The sequence below is a fragment of the Streptomyces sp. NBC_00663 genome (assembly GCF_036226885.1).
Lineage (GTDB): Bacteria > Actinomycetota > Actinomycetes > Streptomycetales > Streptomycetaceae > Streptomyces.
Map to the genome: position 1 here is coordinate 9,339,264 of NZ_CP109027.1, position 25,170 is coordinate 9,364,433.

At 71.3% G+C, this 25,170-nt stretch carries 24 protein-coding genes and 1 pseudogene; 22 read left to right on the plus strand and 3 right to left on the minus strand.

Annotated elements, in window-relative coordinates; translation table 11 throughout:
• Window positions 1-29 precede the first annotated feature (29 nt).
• Window positions 30-2,099, minus strand: coding sequence for a SpoIIE family protein phosphatase (locus tag OG866_RS42390; RefSeq protein WP_329343152.1), 2,070 nt, complete (start codon window positions 2,097-2,099; stop codon window positions 30-32).
• 227 nt (window positions 2,100-2,326) lie between these two features.
• On the opposite strand from OG866_RS42390, the gene OG866_RS42395 reads away from it, so the two are divergent.
• The 3 genes from OG866_RS42395 (at window position 2,327) to OG866_RS42405 (ending at window position 4,811) form a co-directional block, all read left to right on the plus strand.
• Window positions 2,327-3,955: an MFS transporter gene (locus OG866_RS42395; RefSeq protein ID WP_329344551.1), complete on the plus strand. Its 1,629-nt coding sequence runs from the start codon at window positions 2,327-2,329 to the stop codon at window positions 3,953-3,955.
• Window positions 3,956-3,973: 18 nt separating this feature from the next.
• A complete protein-coding gene (locus tag OG866_RS42400) occupies window positions 3,974-4,483 on the plus strand; it encodes a hypothetical protein (protein WP_329343154.1) in 510 nt (169 codons plus the stop codon).
• A gap of 130 nt (window positions 4,484-4,613) precedes the next feature.
• Window positions 4,614-4,811 (plus strand): hypothetical protein, encoded by a 198-nt coding sequence (locus OG866_RS42405; protein WP_059193549.1) that lies wholly within the window; start codon window positions 4,614-4,616, stop codon window positions 4,809-4,811.
• Window positions 4,812-4,837: 26 nt separating this feature from the next.
• Here the strand turns inward: OG866_RS42405 and OG866_RS42410 are convergent, their stop codons facing one another.
• Window positions 4,838-6,247, minus strand: a complete 1,410-nt coding sequence (locus OG866_RS42410) for a DUF2252 domain-containing protein (protein ID WP_329343157.1) — start codon at window positions 6,245-6,247, stop codon at window positions 4,838-4,840.
• A 376-nt stretch (window positions 6,248-6,623) separates the two neighbouring features.
• On the opposite strand from OG866_RS42410, the gene OG866_RS42415 reads away from it, so the two are divergent.
• The 5 genes from OG866_RS42415 to OG866_RS42435 all read left to right on the plus strand — a co-directional run bounded on the left by OG866_RS42415 (window position 6,624) and on the right by OG866_RS42435 (window position 10,397).
• Window positions 6,624-7,283, plus strand: coding sequence for an HdeD family acid-resistance protein (locus OG866_RS42415; RefSeq protein WP_443063623.1), 660 nt, complete (start codon window positions 6,624-6,626; stop codon window positions 7,281-7,283).
• Window positions 7,284-7,548: 265 nt separating this feature from the next.
• On the plus strand, window positions 7,549-8,403 hold the full coding sequence (locus OG866_RS42420) for a YhjD/YihY/BrkB family envelope integrity protein (protein WP_329343158.1): 855 nt from the start codon (window positions 7,549-7,551) through the stop codon (window positions 8,401-8,403).
• A gap of 80 nt (window positions 8,404-8,483) precedes the next feature.
• On the plus strand, window positions 8,484-8,945 hold the full coding sequence (locus OG866_RS42425) for an SHOCT domain-containing protein (RefSeq protein WP_329343160.1): 462 nt from the start codon (window positions 8,484-8,486) through the stop codon (window positions 8,943-8,945).
• A 30-nt stretch (window positions 8,946-8,975) separates the two neighbouring features.
• Complete coding sequence (locus tag OG866_RS42430) at window positions 8,976-9,461, plus strand: DUF7144 family membrane protein (RefSeq protein ID WP_329343162.1); 486 nt, start codon at window positions 8,976-8,978, stop codon at window positions 9,459-9,461.
• A gap of 201 nt (window positions 9,462-9,662) precedes the next feature.
• Window positions 9,663-10,397 carry a D-Ala-D-Ala carboxypeptidase family metallohydrolase gene (locus OG866_RS42435; protein ID WP_329343163.1) on the plus strand — a complete coding sequence of 245 codons (735 nt, stop codon included), beginning with the start codon at window positions 9,663-9,665 and terminating at the stop codon, window positions 10,395-10,397.
• A gap of 54 nt (window positions 10,398-10,451) precedes the next feature.
• Here OG866_RS42435 and OG866_RS42440 read toward each other — a convergent pair.
• Window positions 10,452-11,020 (minus strand): annotated as a pseudogene (locus OG866_RS42440) (amidohydrolase family protein); the annotation flags it as partial.
• 297 nt (window positions 11,021-11,317) lie between these two features.
• Between OG866_RS42440 and OG866_RS42445 the strand changes: the two are divergent.
• The 14 genes from OG866_RS42445 (at window position 11,318) to OG866_RS42510 (ending at window position 25,161) form a co-directional block, all read left to right on the plus strand.
• Window positions 11,318-13,543, plus strand: coding sequence for an MMPL family transporter (locus OG866_RS42445; protein ID WP_329343165.1), 2,226 nt, complete (start codon window positions 11,318-11,320; stop codon window positions 13,541-13,543).
• A gap of 89 nt (window positions 13,544-13,632) precedes the next feature.
• A complete protein-coding gene (locus tag OG866_RS42450; protein WP_329343166.1) occupies window positions 13,633-14,814 on the plus strand; it encodes a sensor histidine kinase in 1,182 nt (393 codons plus the stop codon).
• On the plus strand, window positions 14,811-15,494 hold the full coding sequence (locus OG866_RS42455; protein WP_329343167.1) for a response regulator transcription factor: 684 nt from the start codon (window positions 14,811-14,813) through the stop codon (window positions 15,492-15,494). The genes OG866_RS42450 and OG866_RS42455 overlap by 4 nt, the downstream gene beginning before the upstream one ends.
• 180 nt (window positions 15,495-15,674) lie before the next feature.
• A complete protein-coding gene (locus tag OG866_RS42460) occupies window positions 15,675-16,139 on the plus strand; it encodes a phosphatase PAP2 family protein (RefSeq protein ID WP_329343169.1) in 465 nt (154 codons plus the stop codon).
• Window positions 16,140-16,457: 318 nt separating this feature from the next.
• A complete protein-coding gene (locus OG866_RS42465; protein WP_329343170.1) occupies window positions 16,458-18,146 on the plus strand; it encodes an FAD-dependent oxidoreductase in 1,689 nt (562 codons plus the stop codon).
• Window positions 18,147-18,377: 231 nt separating this feature from the next.
• Window positions 18,378-18,887 (plus strand): hypothetical protein, encoded by a 510-nt coding sequence (locus tag OG866_RS42470; protein WP_329343172.1) that lies wholly within the window; start codon window positions 18,378-18,380, stop codon window positions 18,885-18,887.
• Between the two features lie 119 nt (window positions 18,888-19,006).
• Entirely contained in the window at window positions 19,007-19,660 is a 654-nt protein-coding gene (locus OG866_RS42475; RefSeq protein WP_329343174.1) for a class F sortase, read from the plus strand.
• Window positions 19,661-19,822: 162 nt separating this feature from the next.
• Window positions 19,823-20,974 (plus strand): SchA/CurD-like domain-containing protein, encoded by a 1,152-nt coding sequence (locus OG866_RS42480; RefSeq protein ID WP_329343175.1) that lies wholly within the window; start codon window positions 19,823-19,825, stop codon window positions 20,972-20,974.
• A gap of 92 nt (window positions 20,975-21,066) precedes the next feature.
• Window positions 21,067-21,504, plus strand: coding sequence for a cupin domain-containing protein (locus tag OG866_RS42485; protein WP_329344555.1), 438 nt, complete (start codon window positions 21,067-21,069; stop codon window positions 21,502-21,504).
• Complete coding sequence (locus OG866_RS42490; protein ID WP_329343177.1) at window positions 21,501-22,769, plus strand: beta-ketoacyl-[acyl-carrier-protein] synthase family protein; 1,269 nt, start codon at window positions 21,501-21,503, stop codon at window positions 22,767-22,769. Before OG866_RS42485 ends, OG866_RS42490 begins: the two co-directional genes overlap by 4 nt.
• Window positions 22,766-24,013, plus strand: coding sequence for a beta-ketoacyl synthase N-terminal-like domain-containing protein (locus OG866_RS42495; RefSeq protein WP_329343178.1), 1,248 nt, complete (start codon window positions 22,766-22,768; stop codon window positions 24,011-24,013). The genes OG866_RS42490 and OG866_RS42495 overlap by 4 nt, the downstream gene beginning before the upstream one ends.
• A gap of 56 nt (window positions 24,014-24,069) precedes the next feature.
• Window positions 24,070-24,327 carry an acyl carrier protein gene (locus tag OG866_RS42500; protein ID WP_329343180.1) on the plus strand — a complete coding sequence of 86 codons (258 nt, stop codon included), beginning with the start codon at window positions 24,070-24,072 and terminating at the stop codon, window positions 24,325-24,327.
• 1 nt (window position 24,328) lies between these two features.
• Entirely contained in the window at window positions 24,329-24,808 is a 480-nt protein-coding gene (locus OG866_RS42505; protein ID WP_329343182.1) for an SRPBCC family protein, read from the plus strand.
• A gap of 20 nt (window positions 24,809-24,828) precedes the next feature.
• A complete protein-coding gene (locus tag OG866_RS42510) occupies window positions 24,829-25,161 on the plus strand; it encodes a TcmI family type II polyketide cyclase (protein ID WP_329343184.1) in 333 nt (110 codons plus the stop codon).
• The last annotated feature ends 9 nt before the right edge of the window (window positions 25,162-25,170 follow it).

Below are 25,170 nucleotides of genomic sequence, written 5' to 3' on the forward strand. Positions count from 1 at the left end.
TCCGACCCCTCGGCCGGACGGGCTGTCGTTCAGTCGACGGGCGGCAGCGTCTGCTCGGTCCAGATCGTCTTGCCCGACGCCGTGTACCGGGTGCCCCACTCCAGGGCGAGCTGGGCGGTGATGAACAGGCCGCGTCCGCCCTCCTCCACGGCGCCGGCGTGCCGCAGGTGGGGAGAGGCCGAGCCGGCGTCGCGGACCTCGCACGTCAAGGTCCGGTCGTGGATCAGACGGAGCTCGATGGGAGGAGTGCCGTAGCGGACGGCGTTGGTGACGAGTTCGCTGACGATGAGCTGGGTGTCGTCCGCGGTCTCGCCGTCCAGACCCCAGGCGCCGAGCTGTTCCCGGGTACGGCGTCGGGCGACGGCGACGGCCGCGGGGCTCGATTCGAGCCGCCACGAGGCGCGCCGTTCGGGCGGGAAGGCCCGGGTGCGCGCGACGATCACCGCCGCGGCGCCGATCCCCGGGCCCGCCCCCAGCGCGTACACCAGTGCGTCGCACAGGTCCTGGAGCGGGCGGTCCCGGAAGTGGGGCGCCGAGGGCAGCGGTCCGGAGACTTCCGACAGGTACGACGTGAGGAGCGGATCGCTGGTGAACACCAGCACGCTGCCTTCCGGTACGTCGATCTCCGTGGCGGCGAAGGGGGCGTCCGGTGCGGTGCCCAGGCGCGGCCCCGCCGGTGTCGGGGGAAGAAACACGGTGCCATCGGGGCGTACGACGAGCGGGGTGAGTGCGCCGGCCGCGGCCAGCGTGCAGGTGTTGGACAGGGGGTCGTGGAGCGCGTACACACAGTCGGCGCTGAAGGCCTCGCGTCGCAGCGGATCGCCGAGGGGGAGGTCGGCTCGTTCCGCGGCCAGCTGACCGGCGGTCGCGTGCAGACGAGCCATCAGCTCATCGGGAGGCAGGTCGAACGCCGCCAGCGAACGTACGGCGGTGCGCAGCTGCCCCATGGCCGCGGCGGCGTTCAGGGCGCGGCCCGACACGCTGCCGACGACGAGCGCGGTGCGGGCGCTGGAGAGGGCGATCGTGTCGTACCAGGCACCGGGGTCGACGCCCGTGAGGGTGAGATAGGCGGCCTCCAGTGACGTGTGGGTCTCCGGGTGGCGGGGCAGCAACTGCCGCTGCACCGTGGCCGCGACGGTGTGCTCACGCGTGTAGCGGCGCGCGTTGTCGATGCACAGGGCCGTGTGGGTGGCCAGTTCGACGGCCAGTTCCTGGTCGCCCGCGTCGAAGGGGGGCGACTGCCCGGCGCGGTACAGGCTGACCACGCCGAGCGCCGCGTCACGCAGCGCCAGCGGGACCACGAGCAGGGAGTGGGCCTTCGACGAGCGGATGGCCTCCGCACGCGCGGGGTCGACGGACAGCCAGGGGGCGGCGCCGTCCAGCGCGACCGTACGCGGGCGCAGGTCTGCCAGGGCCTGGGTGAACGGCGTGGGAGCCGGCAGGCTGCACACGTCCCCCACCGGGTGGGCCTGGGGCGAGGGCGTGCGGTTGCTGCGGAACGCGGTGCGCATCAGCGGGGTGCCCGGCGGCAGCGGAGCCAGCGGCGGGTCGTCGCCACGGATCACCGCGTCCACCACCTCCACGATGGCGACATCGGCGAACCCGGGGACCACCGCGGCCACGAGCTCCTCGCCGGTCGCGGTGGGATCCAGCGTGCGGCCCACACGCACCCGTACGGCGTCGAGCACCCGGGCTCGGGCCCGGGACCGCTCGCTGTCGGTGACGTCGACCACGGCGACCGCCACCCCGAGCACCCTCCCGTGCGGGCTGCTCAGGCGCAGGGCGGTCATCTCGTAGTGCCGCGGCACCCCGTCGATGCGGGCGGGCACGATGTGCCGCGACAGCGGGACGCCGGTGTCCAGGACCTTGCGCAGGAGGGGCTCGACATCGGCGTCGACCATGGCGTAGACCTCGCGGGCCGGGCGCCCCGCCGGCTCGTCCTCGGCCCTGCCCCGCATCGCGGGCGTCGCGGTGTTGACCCGCACCACCCGAAGTTCGGCGTCGAGCAGATGCAGACCGATCGGTGCCTGGTCGAACAACGCGTCCAGCATCGAGACCGCCGTCTCGTCCGGCAGCCGGCCGGCAGCACCGTGTGCCATGGAGATCACCTACCGCTTCCCTCGCGCACCGGGACGTCCTCCCAGCGTCCTCTGCGCTCCGGACTGCTGCATCCTCGGGTGCGAGCCGTGTCCGGACGGCGGCGGGCTTGCGAAGACTCACCCGCGGCGGGGGAAGTCGGCACGGGTCGGCCCCGGCCACGGTGGGCAGACACCGGCGCCACGGCGACCGGGACGGGCCGCCGGAAGGAGCTCCGACCATGGCGGGCATGAAGCACTGGCGGGCTCTGATCGTCCTCGGAACGGCCCAGTTCCTGATGGTCCTCGACACTTCCGTCATGAACGTGTCGGTCAGCCAGCTGGTCGAGGACTTCGACACGGAGGTGACCGCCATCCAGGCGGTCATCACCCTGTACGCGCTGGTCATGGCCGCCTTCATGATCATCGGCGGCAGGTTCGGGGACATCCTGGGGCGCCGCCGCATGTTCCTCGCCGGACTGGTCGTGTACGCCGTCGGCTCGGCACTGACCGCGGTGGCGCCCACGCTGTGGGTCCTCACGCTGGGCTGGTCCGTCATCGAGGGACTCGGAGCGGCCATGGTGCTGCCGGCCATGGCCGCCCTGGTGGCGGAGTCGTACCGCGGGAAGGACCGGGCGGTCGCCTACGCGGTCATCGGCGGGCTCGCCGGTGCCGGAATCGCGGTCGGCCCCTTGCTGGGCGGCTGGGTGACGACGTATCTGACCTGGCGGTTGGTCTTCGCCGGCGAGGTCGTGATCGTGGTGGCCGTCCTGCTGTGCCGGCGGGTGATCGTGACGCCCGCCCCGTCCGGCCCGCGTCCCCGGCTGGACTGGGTCGGCGCGGTGCTCTCCGCCGCCGGGCTGGGGCTCTGCGTGCTCGGGGTGTTGCAGAGCAGCACCTGGGGGTGGGTGCAGTCCCGCAACGCTCCCTTCACCGTCCTCGGTTTCGCCCCCACGCTCTTCGTCGTCGGAGCCGGGGTGGCCGTCCTGGCCGCCTTCCGGCACTGGGAGCGGCGACGTGACGACGCCGGCGCCGACCCCCTCGTACACCTGTCGCTGCTGGGCAGACCGGCGCTGCGGTCCGGGCTGCTGACGCTGCTGAGCCAGAACCTCATCCTGCTGGGGCTGTTCTTCACCATCCCGCTGTACCTTCAGGTGGTTCAGGGGTTCGACGCCTTCGAGACGGGGCTGCGGCTGCTTCCGGTGTCCGTGACCATGTTCGTGACCTCCCTGTCGGCGTCGTCGCTGGGGCGGATCATGGGGCCGCGCCGGGTGGTCCGGCTGGCCCTGCTGATCCTGGCGGCTTCCATCGTGTGGCTGCTGGCCACCATCGAGCCGGCCATCGACGACGCCCAGTTCGCCGGAGCCATGGCCCTGCTGGGTGTGGGCGTCGGCCTCCTCGCCTCGCAGCTGGGCAATGTCGTGCAGTCCACCGTCAGCGAGGAGGAACGCAGTGAGGCCGGAGGGTTGCAGTTCACGGCACAGAATCTGGGCTCCGCGCTGGGCACCGCACTCATCGGGTCCATCCTGATCGGCGCACTGGCGCACGGCTTCACCTCGCAGGTGGAAGACCATCCCCAGCTGTCCGAAGCGACGCGTGCAGAGGTCGGTGTCTCCCTCGAGGCCGGGATCACCTTCGTCCCCACCGACCAGGTGCGCTCGGCCGCCGAGCGCGCCGGACTGCCGCCGACCGAGGTGGAAGCCGTCGCGGATTCCTACGCCGCCGCGCAACTGGACGGTCTGAAGGCGGCCATCCTGGCCACGGGCGGCATCGCTCTCGCCAGTTTCCTGGTCACCCCCCATCTGCCGGGCGCCCGGGAGAGCCGGCCGCGGCGGCCGGACGCCGGTGCCCCGGCCGAAGCGACCGGCTCGACGCGCTGAGCCCGGAGGGAGTCACCCGTGTCCAGCAGAATCAGGACCGGCACGGCCACGGCCAGGGAATCGCGAGAGGACTACACCGGCGGCGTCTACGGATCCATGCTCGCGGCCTCCGTGGTGATCGGCGCCGGTTCCCTGGGCTCGTTCCCCCGCACCGAGCTGGTGCTGCTGCTGTTGCTCACCGGGGTGGTGTTCTGGATCGCGCATGTGCATGCCCAGCTGTTCGGGGCCCGCCTCGCGCGACAGCCCCTGGACCGCCGGGTCGTGGCGCACGTGTGCCGTGATGAGTGGCCGATCGTCAAGGCCGCCGTCCCGCCGGCCGTGGCGGTGGCCGTCAGCCCGCTCCTGGGCATGGGGGTGCGCGGTGCGGTGTGGCTGGCTCTGGCCGTGGCCGTGGCCGGCCAGGTGGGCTGGTCCGTGGCCGCTGCCCGGCACGCCGGTGCCTCGCCGCGACTGATGGCGGCCACCGCGGCGGTGAACCTGCTGCTGGGCCTGCTGATCATCTCCTTCAAGATCGTCTTGACGCACTGAACGACGACGCTGTCCGACCGGCGCGAGACGGTCACCTGTACCGGGTGAGGCCCGCACCGACGCGGCGGCGAGACGATCGCAGCCAAGGGCACCGTCCACCCGTCCCTCGCAGTCGGTGGGAGAACAGCTCGTGCGCTACGAGATCCGAGTCGAAGGACACCTGTCGGAAACGCTGGCCAAGGCCTTTCCGGAGCTCGGCCACGTGGTGATGGCAGGCCAGACGGTCCTGTTCGGCCCCGTCGTGGACGAGGCGCACCTGTACGGACTGTTGGCGAGGTGCCAGTCGCTGGGACTGCGCGTCCTGGAAATGCGCCAGCTACCGGAGTGACGGGACCGACGTGAGCGGCAGTCCGCTCAGAGCCGCTCCGCCCTGATCCGCCCGGAGCGCCGGGCGGCTTCCAGCGCCGCGAAGTCCCGCTCGTTCTGGTCGGCGTAGGACTGGGCGAACTCGGTGAGCGCACGGTCGAAACGGTCGCCCGCCCCGAGGTAGGCGGCGAGGGCGATGGGGTCGCCTGAGCGGGCGTGGGCACGCGCCAGGGACGCCCCGCAGAGCCGGGCGAAGCGGCCGAGCAGGCTCGGCCGCATGGTCTCCGGCTGGGCGATGCCCTTCCAGTCCCACAGTTGGCGCACGTAGAAGTCCCGCCCCAGTCCGTCGAGGCCCACGACGTCCGTCCAGCCCAGGAAGATGTCACTGGTCGTCTGGATGAGGCGCTGTCCGGTCACCACCCGGCGTCCCTGGTTGTCGTAAGGGTCGCCGCCGGTGTGGGCGGACAGCACCGACTCCCCGGCTTCCTTGGCCTGAAGCAGCAGCGGATCGTCGTCGTCCCTGCCGAGCAGGAGCAGAATCCAGCAGCGCGTGCCGACACTGCCCACGCCCACCACCTTCCGGGCCATGTCCACCAGACGGTAGCGGCGCAACAGATGACGGCGTTCGGACGGAAGCGTCCGCGCGTACCGCTCCAGCAGGTCGCGGAGCTCCGCCTCACGCCCCTCTTCGGAAGGGTCCTCCAGGAGCTGGTCGAGCGGCGTGATCAGTGGAGGATCGGGGGTGATACGGCGACCCTGAGCCGTCATCCGGGTGAGCTTGGCGTAGGCCCGCAGATGAGTGCGGGTGCGGGCCCGCTCCGTCGCCCGGGCGGTACGGAGCGCCTCCTCCTTGTCCATCTCCGAGGCCATCAGCTCGCGTATCCGGTCGGCGGCGTCCTGTGCGTACCAGACGTCCAGGGTGCGCATGCCGGCGAACTCGCGCATCCGCTCCCGGTAGGCCCGCACACACACCCGCACGGTGCTGTTCTGCTCCTTGCGCGAGAAGCCGTTCGCCCGGGCCGCCGTCACGAAACCGGCTGCCAGCCGTTTGACGTCCCACTCGAACGGCCCGGGCAGCGTCTCGTCGAAGTCGTTGATGTCGAAGACCAGCCGGCGCTCCGGCGAGGCGAGCAGCCGGAAGTTCAACGGGTGGGCGTCCCCGCAGAGCTGGACCTGAAGCCCGGTGTCGGGCAGGGCCGCCAGATCGGCCGCCATGATCGTGGCCGCACCGCGGTAGAAGCGGAAGGGCGACTCAAGCATGCGGCCGTAGCGGATCGGTACCAACTCCGGTACCCGCTCCGCCGACTGACGCTCCACCGCCTCCACGGGATCGAGCCGCTGCGGTGCGGCCTCGTACCAGCCGTGGGACGACCGCGTCGCCCGCCGACGCGCGTCCCTGCCGTAGGCCACTCGCTCGGCCGGGGACAGCGACGCGGTGAAAACGCTCGGCACGGTCATGATCCCGCCTCCTTGCCCGGTGCCCCGGCGCCGGGGCCGGAGCGCTCTGTTGCCGACCACGGGAGAAGCGGTCGGTGCGCGGTGCACGGCGTCGTCCGTCCTGTTCAGCGCCTCGTTCAGGGAGTTCGGGGCGGAGCGTGCCCGGGGGTGGCAGGGGCCGGCGGACAGGACCGGTGGGGCGGTCGGGGCCTCGACGGGCCGCAGTCGCGGATGAGGGACTTCCAGCTCACCGCCACGGCGGCGGCGACGGCTCACCCGTGGTGGGTGATCCGGTCACCGAGGGGCGGGCGTGACCCTGGAGCGGTCGGGTGTGCACACCCCGCTTCACCCGCCCCGTCGGCTTTCGGAGCGACGGCTGAACACGCGAGGAGGAGCCATGACCATGTCGCGTGAACCGGTGTCGCCTACCGGGCAGCCGTACGGGCCCGACGGGGCGGACCACCCTGCGACGGGCGACTCCGCGGAGGAACTCGCGCGTCTTGGCCGTTCCTGGACCTGGCTCCTGGGATCGGCCGCGGCCACGCTCGTGCCGGGGGTGCTGGTGCTGGTCTGGCCCGAGGCGACGCTGCACGTCCTGGCCGTCCTCATCGGCCTGTACCTGCTGGTGACCGGCGCGTTCCGGTTCGTGGCCGTGTTCGGCCGGGAGGGGCACGAGCGGTTGCCGGGGCTGCTCCTGTCCGTGCTGTACGTCCTGGCCGGGGTGCTGAGCCTGCGCAACCCGTTGCAGACGATCGCCGCGCTCTCGCTGATCACCGGGGCCCTCTGGCTGGTGTCCGGCATCCTCACCCTCTACACGGCGATCTCCGCCGAGTACCTGCCCCACCGTGGCGTCGTAGCAGCCGCCGCCGTGCTCGGCATCGTCGCCGGGATCGTGGTGCTCGCGCTGCCCACCGAGTCCGCCCGCGCCCTGACCCGGCTGCTCGGCCTGTGGCTCGTCCTGCTGGGGCTGGCCGAGGCAGCGGTCGCCCTCGCGTGGCGAGCCGTGCTGCGCAAGACGCTGCCCCCGGGGCCGCAGGCCCCCGACACGACGGCATGACACCGCGCGCGGGGTCTGGTCCGGCTGCCTCCACGATCATCGTCCCGGCCGGTACCGCGCGCCGCGGTGCCCCCGCGACGCAGCCCGAGACACCCGGCCGCGCCCCCGGATCCGCCGCCTCCGTGCCCCCTCTCGCGGCCCTGCCGCCGGAAGCACGGACCGCCGATGACGCCGCTGCGGTCGGAGTGACCGTGCCTGCCCAGGCGGCGGGCCGGACGGCAGAGCGGGCGGCCCCGTGAGTCACGGTCGGAGAACCCTGCCACGGGTGCGCGTCCCGCACACACCCATCGCCTCGCGCGTGCACGGTCACGCGATCATGGAGAGTCTGCGGGCCGGCGCCCTCGCCCGGCTGCTGTCTCGACTCACCGCACTCAATGTCGTCGAGGGCTCCGTACGGCTGGCCGCGCAGGCGTTCCTCACCGCGCTTCCCTTGCTCATGACCGTCGCGGCATTCGCCCCCGGCTGGCTACAGGACCTGCTGGCCGACTCCCTGCGGGCGGTGCTGGGAGTACGCGGCGACACCCTCGACGAGCTGCGCGAGGTCTTCTCCGCCACCGGCCCGACCAGCAACACCACAGGGGCCGTCGGCGTGGTCGTCACACTGGTGTCGGCCACCGCGTTCAGCCGAGCGCTTCAGGCGGTGTGCGAGCGGTGCTGGCATCTGCCGCGCGCGCCGGTGCGAACCGCGGTCTGGCGCTGGCTGCTGTGGCTGGTCGTCTGGCTGGCCTTCCTCCTGCTCCAGGCGCCACTGCGCGACGGATTCGGAGCCGGTGCCCTGACGGGGCTGGTGCTCTCCCTGCTCTCGGTGACGATGCTGTGGTGGTGGTCCCAGCATCTGCTGCTGGGCGGCCGGGTCGGCTGGCGGAGCCTGCTGCCGGGAGCGGTGCTGGCAGCCGGGGGTACGGTCCTGCTGAGCCAGGCCGCCCATGCGCTGCTGCCCGGGGCCATGGAGCGCAGCCTGGACGAGTTCGGTCCCCTGGGCCCGGTCTTCACCTTTCTCTCCTGGCTGATCGCCGTCTTCCTGGTGGCCGTCTCCGGCTTGGTTCTCGGCGAGTACATCGCCTCCACCTCCTGGTACCGGGCGGCCACCGGCCGCCGCCCGTTCACCCGCATCGGGTGAGGCCACCACGTCCTCGTCCCGTCCACGCTGAGGACAGCACGCAACGGCGTCCGGGCGGGCGCCCGGAACGGAGGAGAGAGATGAGCGCGCAGACGTACCTGGCGTACGACTACCCCCTGCTGAGCGTCTTCTGGAGCATGCTCTGGTTCTTCCTGTGGATCATGTGGTTCATCCTGCTGTTCCGCATCGTCGTCGACATCTTCCGTGACGACCGCCTGAGCGGGTGGGCGAAGGCCGGCTGGCTGGTGTTCACCATCGTGCTGCCCTTCCTGGGCGTGTTCGTCTACGTGATCGCCCGCGGCAAGAACATGGGGCGCCGGGAGATCGCCCAGGCGCGTGCGCAGCAGGACGAGTTCAACGCCTACATCAGGCAGACCGCGGCCGGCGGGACCAGCAGCGTCGACGAGCTCGCCAAGCTGTCCGAGATCCGCTCCCGCGGCGACATCACCGACGAGGAGTTCCGCAGGGCGAAGGACCTGGTCCTGGCCGGCCAGGGGCCGACCCAGCACGCGGGTTCCGCCTCCGGTACCACCGGTGGCTGAGCATCCGGACCACATGAATCGAGGCGCACGATGACCGCGACACATACCCGGCCGGCTCACACGGCGAAGCAGGAATGGGCGACCGGCCTGGCCGCCTTCGGAGCCGTGATGCTCTTTCTCGTCGGCCTGCTCGACATCTTCCGGGGCATCATGGCCATCGCCGAGGACGACATCTTCGTCACGACGCGCAACTACGTGTTCGAGTTCGACCTGACGGGCTGGGGCTGGGTCCACCTCGCTCTGGGCGTGGTAGCCGTGATCGTCAGTATCGGGCTGCTCCAGACGGCGACCTGGGCGCGCGTCTCCGGCGTGGTCATCGCCGGACTCGTCATCATCGCCAACTTCCTTTCCCTGCCGTATTACCCGGTGTGGTCGGTAGTGATGATCGCCCTCTCGGGCTTCATCATCTGGGCCCTGTGCGTGGTCCAGCGAGACAACCTCTTCGACCTGTCCGAGGAGCAGCGCCCCATGTCCGACCAGCGCCCACCGGTCTCCACGCCGCACGGTCCCGCATGAGCACGGATCGGGCCGACCGGTGCCGTCCGGCATGCCCGCCGGACGGCACCGGCCGTCTTACCAAGGTCTGGACAAATGACGGGAGTTCGAGCGGTTGACGCGCGTAGCCGACCGGCCTCACGCTGAGCGGTGGACGGCCACGCTGTGGCCGTCGATCCGTTGGCCGGGGCTGGTTCGGGACGTACGGTCGGGAGGCCGGAAATGTTCGTACGGGTGGCACGCTTGGTCGCCTCATTTGTCATGGTCGCGTCAGGAGTTGTGGTGGGGGTGGGGTTCGGAGCGGGCACCGCCGCGGCCGACGAGTGCTACACCTGGGGCCGCACCCTCTCCCAGGGGGCGTCCGGCAGTGATGTGACACAGCTCCAGATACGTGTCGCCGGGTGGGTGACCTCCGGCGAGCGGCTGTCCTACGACGGCCAGTACGGGGCGCGCACCGCGGCGGCGGTCGCGAAGTTCCAGTCGGCGTACGGTCTGAGCGCGGACGGTGTGGCGGGCCCGGCGACCTACGCCAAGATCTACTCCCTCCAGGACGCGGACTGCACGCCGGTCCACTTCGCCTACGCGGAACTCAACAAGTGCAACGGCGACTGGTCGGGCGGTGCGGTCTCCGCGGCCACGGCGAAGGCCAACGCCCTGAAGACCATGTGGAAACTGGAGGCGATGCGCCACGCGCTGGGTGACGTGCCGATCACCGTATCGAGCGGATTTCGCTCCTACGCCTGCAACAGCGCGGTCGGGGGATCGTCCACGAGCCGCCACCTCTACGGCGACGCAGCCGACCTGACCGGTTCGGTGAGCCTGTGCCGACTCGCCCAGCAGGCCCGCACCCACGGCTTCTCGGAGATCCTCGGCCCGGGCTACCCGGACCACAACGATCACACACATGTGGCGCTGGACCCCTCGCCCTACTGGTCCGCACCGACATGTGGCATCTGACCGGGCGTCACCAGGGGGCGAAGCGCAGCCGCAGCGGCAGAACGTGCTCCTGGGCGAGGGGCGGGGCAGGACGGCGGCGACGAAGTCCATCGCCGCGTGCTCCACCGGATGGCCGGTGAGCCGCCCGCCCGTCGGTCACCAGGTGCGAGCGCTGGGCGAACGAGCGGGCCGGTGACACCCGCCGCGACGAGCGCGGCCCCGGTGACGAGCGCGGAGTGGCCGTCGTAATGCCGCAGGAAGGCCGGCGCCCCGGCCAGGACGTCCTCGACGAGGGCCCGGTCGACGGGCCGCCCGCCGAAGACGTTGTGGTCCAGGCCGTACCCCACGACCCAGCCGTCGGTACGGGCAGCGGTCACGAGCGCTGCCCGCAGCCCGTCGAGATCGGTCACCTCGGACAGGTCGATGCCGGTGGCCATCTCCAGCCCCCACACCGGGGTGGCTGTGCCCGTCGACCAGCCCCGGCACCAGATGGGCGCCTCCCAGATCGACGACCTCGGTGTGGGCACCGCGCCAGTCGCGGCGGCGATCAGCCCGTCGCGGACGGCCACAGCGGTGGCGTACGGGCACCGCGGGTCGAGGGTGCGGATCCGGGCGCCGGTGACGACGAGGTTGGCGGTGGGCATGTGCGGGGCTCCTTGAACGGCTTCTCGTGAGGGGGCGGTGAGGGAGTCAGGCGCCGGCCGCGTCGGCAGCGGGCTCGGCCGCCCGTCCGGTGTGGCCCCCGGGACGGCGGCGGCGCAGCCAGGCGGCGAGCGCCACGCCCGACGTGGCGTGGCGGCCTCCTCCTTGAGGATGAGGAGCGCGGGCTCGCTGGTGCTGTGTCACCAAGCGGAAGTGCGAGCACAGGCACGAAGCCCTCAGGCGGGCCCGCGGGCGAGGCTGGTGGTCCACCCGAGACCAGACCTGGAGATCCGTTTCCTGTGGCTACCTTGCTCTACCGGCTGGGCCGGACCGCCTTCCGGCGGCGTTGGCTCGTGACGTTGTTGTGGGCAGTGATCCTCGGTGCCGTCGGCCTCGGCGCCGCCAAGGCCCCGGCCGCGTCCGACGACGGCACGTCCTTCATGCCCGGCATCGAGGCGCAGAAGGCCTTCGACCTCATCGGCGAGCGTTTCCCCGGTTCGGCCGCCGACGGCGCGAACGCGCGGATCGTGTTCGTCGCTCCCGCGGGGGAGAAGGTCACCGCCGCGCCCAACCGTGCCGCGATCGACGCCTTCGTCAAAAAGGCCGCCTCGGAGCCCCAGGTCGCCGGCGCGGTGAGTCCGTTCACCGCGAAGGCGGTGAGCGAGGACGCTTCCACCGCGTACGCCACCGTCAACTTCAAGGTCGAAGCCGGCGATCTCACCGACGCCGACAAGACCGCACTGGAGAACGCCATCGGGCAGGCCCGGGACGCCGGGCTCACCGTCGAGGTCGGCGGCACCGCGCTCGCCGAACAGCCGGCGGCGGGCGGATCGGCCGAAGCGATCGGCATCATCCTGGCCGCCGTCGTGCTGCTGATCACCTTCGGCTCGCTGGCCGCCGCCGGACTGCCGCTGCTGACCGCCGTCATCGGCGTCGGTGTCAGCATGGCCGCCATCCTGGCCCTCGGCAGCACCTTCGGCCTCTCCCTCACGACCGGCACCCTCGCCACGATGCTCGGCCTCGCCGTCGGCATCGACTACGCCCTGTTCGTGGTCTCCCGCTACCGCGAGGAACGCGCGCACGGGCACGCGCCGAGTGAGGCGGTGGGACTGGCCGTCGGTACGGCCGGCTCGGCCGTCGTCTTCGCGGGCCTCACCGTCATCATCGCGCTCGCGGGGCTGTCCGTGGTCGGCGTACCGATGCTGACGAAGATGGGGCTGTGCGCCGCGGGCGCCGTGGTCGTCGCGGTCCTGGTCGCCCTGACCCTGGTACCCGCCCTGCTCGGCCTGTGGCCGAACGCGGTGCTCTCCCGCGCTGCCCGCAAGCGCGGCCGGCTGAACCGGCCCACGGACAACGCTGGTTCACGCTGGGCGCGCTTCGTGCTGCGCCGCCCGGTGACCGTCCTGGTCGCGAGCGTCGTGGGCCTGGGCGTGCTCGCGCTGCCCGCCGCGCAGCTGGAGATGGGCATGCCGGGAGCCGAGTCCAAGCCGGTCTCGTCGACGGAACGGCGCGCCTACGACGCGCTCGCGGAGGGCTTCGGCGCGGGCTTCAACGGACCCCTCACCGTCGTCGCGGACGTCAAGGGCGTGGACGACCCCGAGGCCGCCCTCGCCCGGATCACCGACGCGATCGGCGACACCGAAGGCGTCGTGTCCGTGTCCGCGGCCCGGCTGAACCCGGCAGGCGACGCCGCGTTGTTCTCGGTGGTCCCCGCCACCGGTCCGAACGACGAGAGGACCAAGGACGTCGTCCAGACGATCCGTCAGGAACGCGCCGGACTGGAGCGGGAGACCGGGGCGACCTTCGACGTCACCGGCAGCACCGCGATGAACATCGACATCGCGCGGGCCCTCCAGGACGCGCTCGTGCCCTACCTGGGCGTCATCGTGATCCTCGCCCTCCTCCTGCTGCTGGTCGTCTTCCGTTCCCTGCTGGTGCCCGTCAAGGCGGCCTTCGGATTCCTGCTGTCCGTGCTGGCCGCTCTGGGCGCGGTCGTCGCGGTCTTCCAGTGGGGCTGGGGCGCCGAACTGCTGGGCGTGGAACAGCCGGGGCCGATCATGAGCCTGATGCCGATCTTCCTGGTGGGCATCGTGTTCGGCCTGGCCATGGACTACGAGGTGTTCCTCGTCGCCCGGATGCGGGAGGCGTACGTCCACGGGGACAGCGCCCCGCAGGCGGTCGTCACCGGTTTCCGGCACAGCGCCCGCGTGGTGGTCGCCGCGGCGGTCATCATGATCGCGGTCTTCTCCGGATTCATGAGCGCGGGGGAGGCGATGATCAAGACGATCGGCTTCGGGCTCGCCGTGGCGGTTCTGTTCGACGCGTTCGTCGTCCGCATGGCGCTCGTGCCCGCGGTCCTGGCGCTCCTGGGTGACAAGGCATGGTGGCTGCCGAAATGGCTCGACCGGCTGCTGCCCCACGTCGACGTCGAAGGCGCCGGGCTCACCACGGCTCACGTGCCGGATGCGCGGATGGCGGACGGCACGGCCGGGACGCCCGGCACACAGGAGCCGGCGCGCCTCTGATGCGTGGCCGCGGTCCGCGGGGTCGGCCTTCGGGCCCCGCGGACCGCGGTATGTGACGATGTCTGCCCTTGTACTTCCCTCGGAGCGAGATGAACACGAGCTGGCGGCGCTGGGCGGCGAGCCGTCCCACAGCGGCTGAAGCCGTGACGCTGGTCCTGCTGTTCGCGATCACGACGGCCAGTGTCCTGGTGACGTGGGCCGTCTTGTCCGATGCCGCCCTGTGGCCGGGTGTCGCGCTCACGGTCGTCGGCTGCGCCGCCCTGCGCTGGCGACGGACACGGACCGTTCCCGTGATGGCGGTGACCCTGCTGTGTGTCCTGGCCGAAGGGGCGTTCGGCTACCTTCTGACTCCCGGCGTGATGGCGCCGTTGCTGGTCGCGCAGTACCACCTGAGCGTCCAGAGCCGCCGCCGAACGACGTGGAACAGCGCGTGCGTCGCCGTGGCCGGCATCGTGGCGACCGGGTTCTTCGTCGCCCCGTTTCACGACTCGCCCGTACTCGTCGTCGTCAATCCGACGGCATGGGTGCTGCTGTCCGCCGCCCTGGGCAGCTATGTCCGCGTGCGCCGCGAGTACGGGGCGGCCCGTGCCGAGCATGCCGTCCGGGAACGCGAGGCCGAGGCACATCGCCGGGTGATCCAGGAACGTATGCGCATCGCGCGCGAACTTCATGACGTGGTCGCCCACCACCTGACCCTGGCCGACGCTCAGGCCGGCACCGCCGCCCATCTCGCACGCACCCATCCCGACCAGGCGCTCGACATGATCGCCAGGCTGCCGCAGACGACGTCGGCCGCGCTGCGCGAGCTGAAGGCGACCGTCGGACTGCTGCGCCAGGAGTCCGATCCGGAGGACGGCCTGGCCCCCGCGCCGGGACTGCGGGACCTGTCAGAGCTGGTCGACACATGCGCCGCGGCCGGTCTGGCGGTGACCGTCACCGTCGACGGCGATGCGCGGCGACTCCCTCCCGTGCTCGACCTGACGGCCTATCGGATCATCCAGGAGGCGCTGACCAATGTCAGCAAGCACGCGGCCACGCGCTCGGCCGCGGTGCGCCTGGCCTACACCCCGCACTACGTGACGCTTACCGTCACCAACGACGCGTCACCGGCCGCCTCATCCGATTCCACGGGCGGCTTCGGCCTGCTGACGATGCGTGAACGTGCCACAGCCGTAGGCGGCACCTTCCACGCGGGCCACCGTCCGCAGGGCGGCTTCGAGGTCGCCTGCACCCTGCCGCTCGAAAGCCCCGACGAAGGCTCCGCCCCATGACGATCCGTGTCCTGCTCGCTGACGATCAGGCCCTGCTGCGCGCCACCTTCCGCATCCTCATCGACTCCGTCGAGGACATGACCGTGGTCGGCGAGGCCGCCGATGGACGGGAAGCCGTCGACCTCGCCGCCGAGTACCGTCCCGACGTCGTGGTCATGGACCTCCGCATGCCGGGCGTCGACGGAGTGGCCGCCACTGCGGCGATCTGCGCCCGGCCGGAGCTCTCACAGGTCCATGTACTCGTCCTCACCACCTTCGAGAACGACGAGAACGTGGCCAGAGCCCTGCGCGCCGGCGCGAGCGGGTTTCTCGGCAAGGGCGTCAGCCCCGAGGTCCTGCTGTCGGGCATCCGCACCGTCGCGGCGGGCGAGGCCCTCCTGTCGCCCACCGCCACCAGGGCCCTCATCACCCGGTTCCTCACCACCCCCGACACCGATGACCTCCTCGACCTGCCCGACGACGTCAAAACCCTCACCGACCGCGAACGCGAGGTCATGGCGCTGGCCGCGCTGGGGAAGTCCAACACCGCGATCGCCGAGCACCTCGTCCTGAGCCCGATGACCGTACGCAGCCACATCCAGCGAGCGATGACGAAACTCCACGCCCGCGACCGAGCGCAACTCGTCGTCATCGCCTACCAGAGCGGCCTGGTGAAACCACACCCAGGTCCGCAGGCCTGAGAGGAAGCCGGTGGCGAAGAGGCTCGTCCTCGGGGGCCGAGCCATACGGGTTCCCGTGCCGGGCATGATCGGTGATCTGAGGGATACTCGCAGGCCATGGACGTGATGGCGGGGGCTCGGGAGACAGACCGGAGGGTGACCAGGCGGCTCGCTGTCAGTGTTCCGCCCCCCCTTCACCGGATGCTGTCCGCGGTGGAGGAAGCGGCGGAGGGAACCAAGCTGTGGTGCGGCGCGGCCGTGGCGATGGCCTGGACGGGCGGCCGTCGTGGCCGCAGGGCTGCCGCCGCGGGCCTGGCCGCCGTTGCCCTGGCACAACTGGTGTCCAACGCCCTGTGCAAGCAACTCGCCGACCGTCCCCGGCCCCCCAAGGAGTGGTTCCCGCACGACGAGGCCGAGGACCGTCCGGACTCCTCCTCGTTCCCCTCCGGGCACACCGCCGCCGCCGTCGCCTTCACTGCCGCGGTTGCCCCGGCGTGGCCTCCGGCCGGCGTGCTGTGCACGGTGCCGGCTGCCATGGTCGCCTTCGAACGCGTGCAAAGCGGCGCCCACTACCCCAGCGACGTCGCCGCCGGCGCCACCATCGGCCTGGCCAGCGCCTGGTTCACCCGCCGCGCCCCGCGCCTGTTGTTGCGCGCTTGGGCATAGGGCCTGTCCGGCGGATCATGCCGCGGACGCGGGGGCCGGCACGTCGGCCTGCCGCGTTGTCGTGGTGAGTACGCCCATGAGGTCACACCTGTGGGCGCGGAGCCGGCGGCGTCCGGGGCCGCGTACCCCGAAGGAGTCTTCCGGCGACGTACCGCGGTGGTTGTCCGTGGGACACGGACCGTGGACGTGTCCGCTGACTCGGCGAACCCGGCGCGTTGAGTGGGTGAAGCTTGGGCCCGCGCTGATGCCGGGGGGCATGCATGAGGCTCGCGGCCGAATCAGGCCGGGTCGACAGACACCACGAGCTGGAGGCGGGTCATGGACCGAAGAACGGAACGAAGCGACGACCAGACCGACCACACCATTCATCACGTCCCTGTCCTCATCGTCGGCGGTTCTCTCGTCGGCCTCTCGACCTCGTTGTTCCTGAGCCGGTTGGGCGTACGGCACACGCTGGTGGAACGCCACACCGGCACCTCCATCCACCCGCGTGGGCGGGGCAACAACGTGCGGACGATGGAGCTGTTCCGGGCGGCCGGAGCCGAGCCGGGGATCCGGGAGGCCGCCGCCACACTGGACGACAACCACGGGATCCTCCAGACGCCCACCCTGGTGGGCGACGAGGGCGAGTGGCTCTTCAAGGAGATCGACGCGGGCGGGGCACTGGCCCGCTTCAGCCCCAGCTCATGGTGTCTGTGCAGCCAGAACGACCTGGAGCCGGTGCTGCTCGACCATGCCGAGCGGCTCGGTGGCGATCTGCGTTACGGCACCGAACTGCTGTCGTTCGAGACCGACCCCGACGGCGTCACCGCGGTGGTCAAGAGTCGCGAGACCGGCGAGCACACCACCATCCGCGCGGACTACCTCGTCGCCGCCGACGGCCCCCGCAGCCCCGTGCGCGAGCAACTGGGCATCGCCCAGAACGGTCCCGGTGACCTGTTCAGCAACGTCAGCATCACCTTCCGGTCCCGCCGCCTCGCCGATGTCGTGGGCGAGCGCCGCTTCATCGTCTGCTATCTGACGAACCCGGAGGCCGACGGGGCACTGCTGCCGGTAGACAACCGGGAGAACTGGGTCTTCCACGCTCCCTGGCACCCCGAACACGGCGAGACGCTGGAGGAGTTCACCGACGAGCGGTGTGCCGAGCACATCCGGCGCGCGGTCGGCGTGGCCGACCTCGACGTACAGGTCACGGGCAAGGCTCCCTGGAACGCCGCCGAGCGCGTCGCCCGCAGCTACCGGGCGGGACGGGTCTTCCTGGCCGGCGACTCGGCCCACGAGATGTCGCCCACCGGGGCCTTCGGCTCCAACACCGGTATCCAGGACGCGCACAACCTCGCCTGGAAACTCGCCGCGGTACTCGGCGGATGGGCGGGGGAGGCGCTCCTGGACACCTACGACGCCGAGCGGCGCCCGGTCGCGGAGGCGACCAGTGCCCGCGCCTCCGCACGGTCCGTGGAGCACAGCCACCCCGGCTTCGCCCCGCCACCCGGCATGGGCGGCGGGGGCGGTGGCGGCGGTGGTGGCCCGCAGCGCGGCATCCTCAACGTGGTCCTCGGCTACCGCTATCCGCGGGGCGCCGTCATCGGCACCGACCCCGAGGCTCCGGTCGTACCGGAACGCTTCGACCTGTCCGGGGAACCCGGCAGCAGGGCGCCGCACTTGGCGGTCCGGCACCGAGGCGAGCGGATCTCCACCCTGGATCTCTACGAACGGTCGTTCGTCCTGCTCAGCGACGCCGATCACCCAAGTGGCTGGCACGAGGCGGCCATCCGTGTCGCCGCCTCGATGTCCGTCCCTCTGGCCTCGTACCGGGTGGGCAGCGCCTCCGACGCCGAGCTGACGCCCGAGGGCGAGACGGACTGGTCGGCCGTCCATGGAACGACGCCGGGAGGCGCCGTACTTGTCCGGCCCGACGGGTTCGTGGCCTGGCGGGCCACAGCGCCCGAGCCTGACGCCGAATCAGCGCTCCGCCGAGCCCTGACCACGCTGCTGGCAACGGTCTGACCTCGGCAGACGCGGCCGACCAGCCCCCTCGACGGGGCTGGTCGGCCGCGTCATGAGGGCGGGATCTCGCTCCCGTCCGGCGGAGGGTGTGTTCACCCGAGCGATCGTCCCGAGTGGTGCGAGGAGCCGTGCGCACTGACGGTGGATCATGTCGAGGACGGGTCACCTCAGCTGACGAAGCGCCAGCTGTCCGCTCCTCGGCGGAGGGAATGTCAGATGCACTCTGCTCGCATGCTCCTTGCCACCGCGGCGGCTTCGACCGTCCTCGTTCTCGGCGCACCCGGCGCCCACGCGGCCGGGAACGACTGGGAGGACCACTCGGACTCCGGCTACAGCAAGGAGCAGGACAAGGACTCCGGTTACAGCAAGGAGCACGACAAGGACAGTGGCCAGGACTCGCCGCGCGGTGGCATGCACACCGGTGGTGGAGCCCTGACCGCGGTGAACCCGGACGGTTCGGACACCGCGAAGGACCCCAAGTTCGACCCGGAGACGTACAAGGACAAGGAGCACGGCAAGGACTCCGGCAGCGGTAAGCAGGAGGAGGACTCCTCCTGGGGCGGGAAGCAGGACGGCGACGAGTGGAGTGGCCGCGAGGAGAAGCCGAGCGGCGGAATGCACACCGGAGGCGGCGCGTTGGCCTCGCCGGCCGTGACCGCGGGTGGCCTGGCCGCCCTGGCGGTCGCCGGTACCGGTCTGTACGCGGCGCGCCGTAAGAAGACCGCCGGAAGCATGGCCTGAGCCATGCCGGATGCGATAGCCGCTGCGGCCGCCACGCGCGTGTCGCGTGGCGGCCCGGCCGGTCCCCCCGTGCAGTCCCTCGTCCGAACTTCCGCCACGCCCCGGTGAGGTAGCACCCGATGGCAGCCCGTCCCTCTTCCCTCGCAGACAACGAGCCCCGCACCAAAGCGCTGGTGGTGGGCGCGGTAGCGGCCCTGGTGCTGGCCATGGCCCTGTTCGGCGGCAACGACACCGCGCCGTCCGACGCCTCCCGCCCGCCCCAGGCCCCTCACACCGACGCCGCGGCGGCTCCGCCGGCCGGGCGGACCGCAGGGAAGCATCTGCCGCGAGCGAGACCCGTACGCCTGCTCATTCCGAAGATCTCCGTCGACGCCCCGTTCACGGAACTCGCCATCGGCCGCACCGGTCAGCTCCAGCCGCCCCCGGCCGACGACACCAATCTCGTCGGCTGGTTCGCCAAGGGAGCCTCCCCGGGCGAGGCGGGCACATCGATCATCGCCGGTCACGTCGACACGATGACCTCGGCGGCCGTCTTCGCGGACCTCGGGGAACTGAAGAAGGGCGATGCCTTCCAGGTGAGACGAGCCGACGGGCGCACGGCGTCCTTCGTGGTCGACACCGTGGAGACGTTCGAGAAGGACAACTTCCCGAGCCGGCGTGTCTATGCCGACACGGACCAGGCACAGGTCCGGCTCATCACCTGTGCGGGTGACTACGACCGCACGGTCAGGGACTACACGGACAACCTGGTGGTCTTCGCCCACCTGGTCTGAGAGGGCCCGGTCCGCCGGGGTCCGGGGTCGCCCGCCCAGGGGCGTACGAGTCGCGCGCTTTCGGCAGCGGGCTCAGGATCGAGGGGATCGAGCACGTCGGAGGCACACGTCGACGTGAGCGAGACCCGTCCGGTTCCTTCCCGTCAAGGAGATGTGCGCAGGATGACCACCACATCCGAACGTGTTTCGGAATCCCTCATGCGAGAGGCGTCGCAGCGCGTCTCTCAGTCCGTGTTCGACGGTTCCCGGCTGCGTGTCGTCCTGCTGGTGGACGTCTACGACGGTGCCCAGCAGCAGTTCCTGGAGGCGTACGAGCAGCTGTGCAACCAGGTCGCGTCGGTCCCCGGGCATGTCAGCGACCAGCTGTGCCAGTCCATCGAGAATCCCTCGCAATGGCTCATCACCAGCGAGTGGGAGAGTGCTCCGCCCTTCCTCACCTGGGTGAACAGTGAGGACCACGTACGGATGGTGGAGCCACTGCACAGCTGCGTCCGTGACACCCGGTCACTTCGCTTCCACGTCGTCCGTGAGACCGGCGGGCCCGCGGCGGCCGTCGAGCCCGGCGCCCGTGGGCTCCAGGCGTCGCCGAGGATCGGTGACGGTCTGGTCCGGCACGCGCTCACCTTCACCGTCAAGCCGGGCAGCGAGGAGACCGTGGCCCAGATCCTGGCCGGGTACGCCTCGCCGGAGTCACGGGTCGACGACACCACCCAGCTGTGCCGCACCTCCCTGTTCATGCACGGCAACCGGGTCGTCCGGGCCATCGAGGTGCGGGGCGACCTGCTCGCCGCACTGCGGCATGTCGCCAAGCAGCCCGAGGTACGTGCCGTCGAGGAGGCCATCAACCCCTACCTGGAGCAGGACAGGGACCTCGACGACCCCGAGGCCGCCCGGCTCTTCTTCACCCGCGCGGCGCTGCCCGCCGTACACCATGTGACATCGGGCCAGGACGGTGCGGGCGCCGTGCGGCAGGCGCTGTACTACCCGGCCCGTGAAGGGTGCGGCATGCGCCTGGCCGAGCTGCTCGCCCGTCAGGACGTGGCGGCGGCCAACGCTCCGCACACGCCGCTGCTGCGCAGCACGATCTTCCAGCGCGACGACGTCGTGGTGCGGCTCGTGGACGTGCGGGACGGTCTCGACAACGTTGCCATGCTGGGTCTGACGGACCCTGGCCAGGCGACCGAGGTCACGGAACTCCTGGACGCGGAAGCCCTCGACGGCGACGGCGCGGCGCTGACGGACGGCGTCCCCGCTCACCCCCTGAGCGTCCCCCGCATGGCACTTGTCACCGACCGCCAGGCGCCCGACGCCTGATTCGGCACGTCGGCATCGGGGCCGTGGCATCCACGCCCCGTGCCGGTGCAACACATGTTCGGAGGAACGTCGTGAACAACCTTCCTGGAATCGTGGACCTGAGCGAGGTCGAGCCCAACACCCGGCGCGGCGGGGACCTGCGTGCCATGCTCACCCCCGCCACCGTCGGCTCCACCAGCGGTTTCATGGGCGTGGCCATCGTGCAGCCCGGCGACCGCATCGCCGAGCACTACCACCCCTACTCCGAGGAGTTCATCTACGTCCTCTGCGGGCAGCTGGAGGTGGACCTGGACGGGGAGACCCACCCGCTCCAGCCCGAGCAAGGGCTGCTGATCCCCGCCTACATGCGGCACCGCTTCCGCAACGTCGGCAAGGTGGAGGCCCGCATGGTCTTCCACCTCGGCCCGCTCGCCCCGAGCCCGCCGCTCGGCCATGTCGACACCGAGGACGCGGACGGCGTGCCGATCGCGGTGGAACCGGCCCACTCGAGTGCGGGGCGGGTGGCCGAGCGACCTCAGGTCCGTTCATGACCAGGCGCGTGGCGGTCACCGGCATGGGCGTCGTCGCCCCCGACGGCATCGGAGTTCCGGCCTTCTGGGACCTGTTGTCCCACGGGCGTACGGCGACGCGGGGCATCACCTTCTTCGACCCGGCCGGACTGCGTTCGCGGATCGCCGCCGAGTGCGACTTCGACCCGGCGGCCCACGGCCTGGACCCGGAGCAGATCGCACGGTGCGACCGGTACATCCAGTTCGCCCTGGCGGCCGGGGAGGAGGCGGTACGGGACTCGGGCCTCGACCTCGCTACGGAGAATCCGTGGCGCGTGGCGGTCTCCCTGGGCACCGCGGTCGGCGGAACCACCCGACTGGAGCACGACTACGTGCTGGTCAGCGAGCGAGGCAAGCGCTGGGACGTGGACCACCGGCAGGCCGGCCCGCAGCTGCACCGGGCCTTCGCGCCGAGCACGCTCGCCTCGACGGTGGCGGAGCGGTTCGAGGCCCGCGGCCCGGTGCAGACGGTCTCCACCGGCTGCACCTCGGGCCTGGACGCGGTCGGATACGCCTTCCACACGATCGAGGAGGGCCGGGCCGACATCTGCATAACCGGGGCGTCGGACTCGCCGATCTCACCGATCACCATGGCCTGCTTCGACGCGATCAAGGCGACCTCCCCGAACAACGACGACCCCGCCCACGCCTCGCGCCCCTTCGACGCGGACCGCAACGGCTTCGTCATGGGGGAGGGCGGCGCGGTCCTCGTCCTGGAGGAGCTGGAACACGCCCGGGCCCGCGGCGCCCACGTGTACTGCGAGATCGGCGGCTATGCCACGTTCGGCAACGCCTACCACATGACCGGTCTGACCGGCGAGGGCCTGGAGATGGCCCGGGCCATTGAGGACGCCCTGAGCCAGGCCCGGCTGGACCGTACGGCGATCGACTACGTCAACGCGCACGGCTCGGGCACCCTCCAGAACGACCGGCACGAGACGGCGGCGGTCAAACGGGCCCTGGGCGCGCACGCCTACGACACGCCCATGAGTTCCATCAAGTCCATGGTGGGCCACTCCCTCGGCGCGATCGGAGCGATCGAACTCGTCGCCTGCGCGCTGTCCCTGACCCACCAGGTCGTCCCGCCCACCGCGAACTACGAGACGCCGGACCCCGAGTGCGATCTGGACTACGTCCCGCGCGTCGCCCGTGAGCGAAGGCTGAACAGTGTTCTCTCCGTGGGCAGCGGATTCGGTGGCTTCCAGTCCGCGGTGGTCCTGACCCTGCCGAGGGAGAAGAGACGATGAGCGGACATCCTCGGCGCGCGGCCCTCACCGGCATCGGCGTGGTCGCGCCCAACGGAACCACTACCGAGACCTTCTGGAAGTCGACCAAGGAGGGCATCTGCGTCCTGGACCGGATCACCCGTGAGGGATGCGGGCACCTGCCGCTGCGGGTGGGCGGCGAGGTCCGGGACTTCGACCCGCCGACGCTGGTCGAGGAGCGCTACCTCGTCCAGACCGACCGGTTCACCCACTTCGCGATGGCCGCGGCCGACCAGGCGCTCGACGACGCCGGCCTCGGCCGCAGCGACACGGACGCGGCGCCGTTCTCCGTGGGTGTGGTGACCGCGGCGGGTTCCGGTGGCGGCGAGTTCGGGCAGCGGGAACTTCAGCAGCTGTGGGACAAGGGCAGCCGTTTCGTCGGGCCGTACCAGTCCATCGCCTGGTTCTACGCCGCGAGCACCGGCCAGATCTCCATCCGCCGTGGTTTCAAGGGCCCGTGCGGTGTGGTCGCGGCCGACGAGGCCGGCGGCCTCGACGCCGTGGCGCACGCGGCCCGGGCCGTCCGGCGTGGCACCGACGTGCTCGTGGCCGGCGCGACCGAGGCGCCGCTCGCCCCCTACTCGATGGTCTGCCAGCTCGGTTACGAGGAGCTGAGCACCGTCGACGAACCCGAGCGGGCCTACCGCCCCTTCACCGCGGGGGCCTGCGGATTCGTGCCCGCCGAGGGCGGCGCCATGCTCGTCGTGGAGAGCGAGGACTCGGCCCGGGAACGGGGCGCGAACGTGCGCGCCACGGTGGCGGGCCACGCGGCCACGTTCACGGGCGCCTCCCGCTGGGAGCAGTCCCGGCAAGGGCTCGTCCAGGCCGTCCTGGGCGCCTTGGAGGAGGCGGACTGCGCGCCCGAGGAGATCGACGTGGTGTTCGCCGACGCCCTCGGTGTACCGGAGGCGGACCGTGCCGAGGCGCTCGCGATCGTCGACGCCCTGGGCACGCACGGCAGGCGCGTCCCCGTCACGGCGCCCAAGACCGGCATCGGCCGGAGCTACTCGGCGGCGCCCGTCCTGGACGTCGCCGCGGCGGTGCTCGCGATGGAGCACGGTCTGATCCCGCCCACCCCCAACGTCTTCGACGCCTGCCACGACCTCGACCTTGTGACCTCGCGCGCCCGTGCGGCCGAACTGCGCACGGCGCTCGTCCTCAGCCGAGGACTCATGGGGTCGAACTCGGCGCTCGTGCTCCGGCGCGGCGCAGGCGACGCCTCGTGACGAGGCATCGCCGGCACTCATCACACAGCACCCCACACAGCAGGGAGACAAACCGCATGAGTGACCGCATCACCGTGGAGGAGCTCAGCGAGCTCATGAAGAAGTCCGCCGGAGTCACCGTCCCGCCGGACGACCTCCGACAGCGCTACGACACCGGCTTCGACACCTTCGGGATCGACTCCCTCGCCCTGCTCGGCATCGTGGGCGAGCTGGAGAACCGGTACGGCACGCCCATGCCTCCCGACGCGGAGAAGAGCAAGACCCCGCAGCAGTTCCTCGAACTGGTCAACAGCGTCCTACTGGCGGGAGCCTGACATGGCCGGGCACACCCAGAACGAGATCACCATCGGCGCGCCGCTCGACCTGGTCTGGGACATGACCAACGACGTCGCGAGCTGGCCGCAGCTGTTCAGCGAGTACGCCTCCGCCGAGATCCTCTCCCAGGAGGGGAACCGGACCACCTTCCGGCTGACCATGCACCCCGACGACAACGGGAAGGTGTGGAGCTGGGTGTCGGAACGCGAGCCGGACCGTGACACGCTCACGGTACGGGCCCGCCGTGTCGAGACCGGGCCCTTCGCCTACATGAACATCGTGTGGCAGTACGAGAAGGTGCTCGAGGGCACCCGGATGGTGTGGACCCAGGACTTCGCGATGAAGCCGGACGCACCGGTCGACGACGCCTGGATGACCGACAACATCAACCGGAACTCCAAGGTGCAGATGGCCCTGATCCGGGACCGGATCGAGCAGGCAGCCACGGAGCGCCGGCCCGCGCCGGTGCTGTCCGACTGATCCGGACGGAGAACAGGACGATGCACCAATCCCTGATCATCGCCCGCATGGCGCCGGAGTCGGCCGTCGACATCGCCAAGGTGTTTGAGGAGTCGGACCGGGGAGAGCTGCCCCACCTCGTGGGAGTCGCCCGCCGCAGCCTCTTCCAGTTCGGCGACGTCTATCTGCACCTCATCGAGTCGGAGCGGGACCCCGGACCCGCCATCGCCAAGGTGGCCGGGCATCCCGAGTTCCGGGACGTCAGCGAACGGCTGTCGGCGTACGTCACCGCGTACGATCCGGCGACCTGGCGTTCACCGAAGGACGCCATGGCGCGCTGCTTCTACCGCTGGGAGCGGGACGCCCCCTCCTGAAGCACCCGA

What these genes read in the sequence shown, in the direction of transcription:
- OG866_RS42390 (WP_329343152.1), bottom strand. Translation starts at nt 2,099, where the DNA reads ATGGCACACGGTGCTGCCGGCCGGCTGCCGGACGAGACGGCGGTCTCG.
- OG866_RS42395 (WP_329344551.1), top strand. Translation starts at nt 2,327, where the DNA reads ATGAAGCACTGGCGGGCTCTGATCGTCCTCGGAACGGCCCAGTTCCTG.
- OG866_RS42410 (WP_329343157.1), bottom strand. Translation starts at nt 6,247, where the DNA reads ATGACCGTGCCGAGCGTTTTCACCGCGTCGCTGTCCCCGGCCGAGCGA.
- OG866_RS42415 (WP_443063623.1), top strand. Translation starts at nt 6,624, where the DNA reads ATGACCATGTCGCGTGAACCGGTGTCGCCTACCGGGCAGCCGTACGGG.
- OG866_RS42425 (WP_329343160.1), top strand. Translation starts at nt 8,484, where the DNA reads ATGAGCGCGCAGACGTACCTGGCGTACGACTACCCCCTGCTGAGCGTC.
- OG866_RS42430 (WP_329343162.1), top strand. Translation starts at nt 8,976, where the DNA reads ATGACCGCGACACATACCCGGCCGGCTCACACGGCGAAGCAGGAATGG.
- OG866_RS42435 (WP_329343163.1), top strand. Translation starts at nt 9,663, where the DNA reads ATGTTCGTACGGGTGGCACGCTTGGTCGCCTCATTTGTCATGGTCGCG.
- OG866_RS42450 (WP_329343166.1), top strand. Translation starts at nt 13,633, where the DNA reads ATGAACACGAGCTGGCGGCGCTGGGCGGCGAGCCGTCCCACAGCGGCT.
- OG866_RS42455 (WP_329343167.1), top strand. Translation starts at nt 14,811, where the DNA reads ATGACGATCCGTGTCCTGCTCGCTGACGATCAGGCCCTGCTGCGCGCC.
- OG866_RS42460 (WP_329343169.1), top strand. Translation starts at nt 15,675, where the DNA reads ATGCTGTCCGCGGTGGAGGAAGCGGCGGAGGGAACCAAGCTGTGGTGC.
- OG866_RS42465 (WP_329343170.1), top strand. Translation starts at nt 16,458, where the DNA reads ATGGACCGAAGAACGGAACGAAGCGACGACCAGACCGACCACACCATT.
- OG866_RS42470 (WP_329343172.1), top strand. Translation starts at nt 18,378, where the DNA reads ATGCTCCTTGCCACCGCGGCGGCTTCGACCGTCCTCGTTCTCGGCGCA.
- OG866_RS42475 (WP_329343174.1), top strand. Translation starts at nt 19,007, where the DNA reads ATGGCAGCCCGTCCCTCTTCCCTCGCAGACAACGAGCCCCGCACCAAA.
- OG866_RS42480 (WP_329343175.1), top strand. Translation starts at nt 19,823, where the DNA reads ATGACCACCACATCCGAACGTGTTTCGGAATCCCTCATGCGAGAGGCG.
- OG866_RS42490 (WP_329343177.1), top strand. Translation starts at nt 21,501, where the DNA reads ATGACCAGGCGCGTGGCGGTCACCGGCATGGGCGTCGTCGCCCCCGAC.
- OG866_RS42495 (WP_329343178.1), top strand. Translation starts at nt 22,766, where the DNA reads ATGAGCGGACATCCTCGGCGCGCGGCCCTCACCGGCATCGGCGTGGTC.
- OG866_RS42500 (WP_329343180.1), top strand. Translation starts at nt 24,070, where the DNA reads ATGAGTGACCGCATCACCGTGGAGGAGCTCAGCGAGCTCATGAAGAAG.
- OG866_RS42505 (WP_329343182.1), top strand. Translation starts at nt 24,329, where the DNA reads ATGGCCGGGCACACCCAGAACGAGATCACCATCGGCGCGCCGCTCGAC.
- OG866_RS42510 (WP_329343184.1), top strand. Translation starts at nt 24,829, where the DNA reads ATGCACCAATCCCTGATCATCGCCCGCATGGCGCCGGAGTCGGCCGTC.